A 220-nucleotide genomic window follows, 5' to 3' on the forward strand; every position below is an offset into this window, starting at 1 on the left:
CGGTACCGCCAGCATCCTCGTTCCAGTCGGGCGTCCCAGTCAGAATGCCCCGAAGTTGCGGGAGAGGCTCCCCGACGCGTATTCCGTCGGCCGTAATCTCAAGTTCGCGGAGGCTGCGTTCGAAGTCGCTTGTTCGCATTTTCAGTGTCCCAATCACTTTCCGCATCTCGCCGCGGTACTCGACGTGACGCAGGAAGACAATATTATCGGCAAGGTTGCT

1 pseudogene is annotated in these 220 nt (G+C 58.6%); it reads right to left on the reverse strand.

Annotated elements, in window-relative coordinates:
- Positions 1–220 (reverse strand): annotated as a pseudogene (locus EXE42_RS20075) (circadian clock protein KaiC); the annotation flags it as partial.

It is taken from the genome of Halorubrum sp. SP3 (assembly GCF_005435195.1).
GTDB lineage: Archaea > Halobacteriota > Halobacteria > Halobacteriales > Haloferacaceae > Halorubrum > Halorubrum sodomense.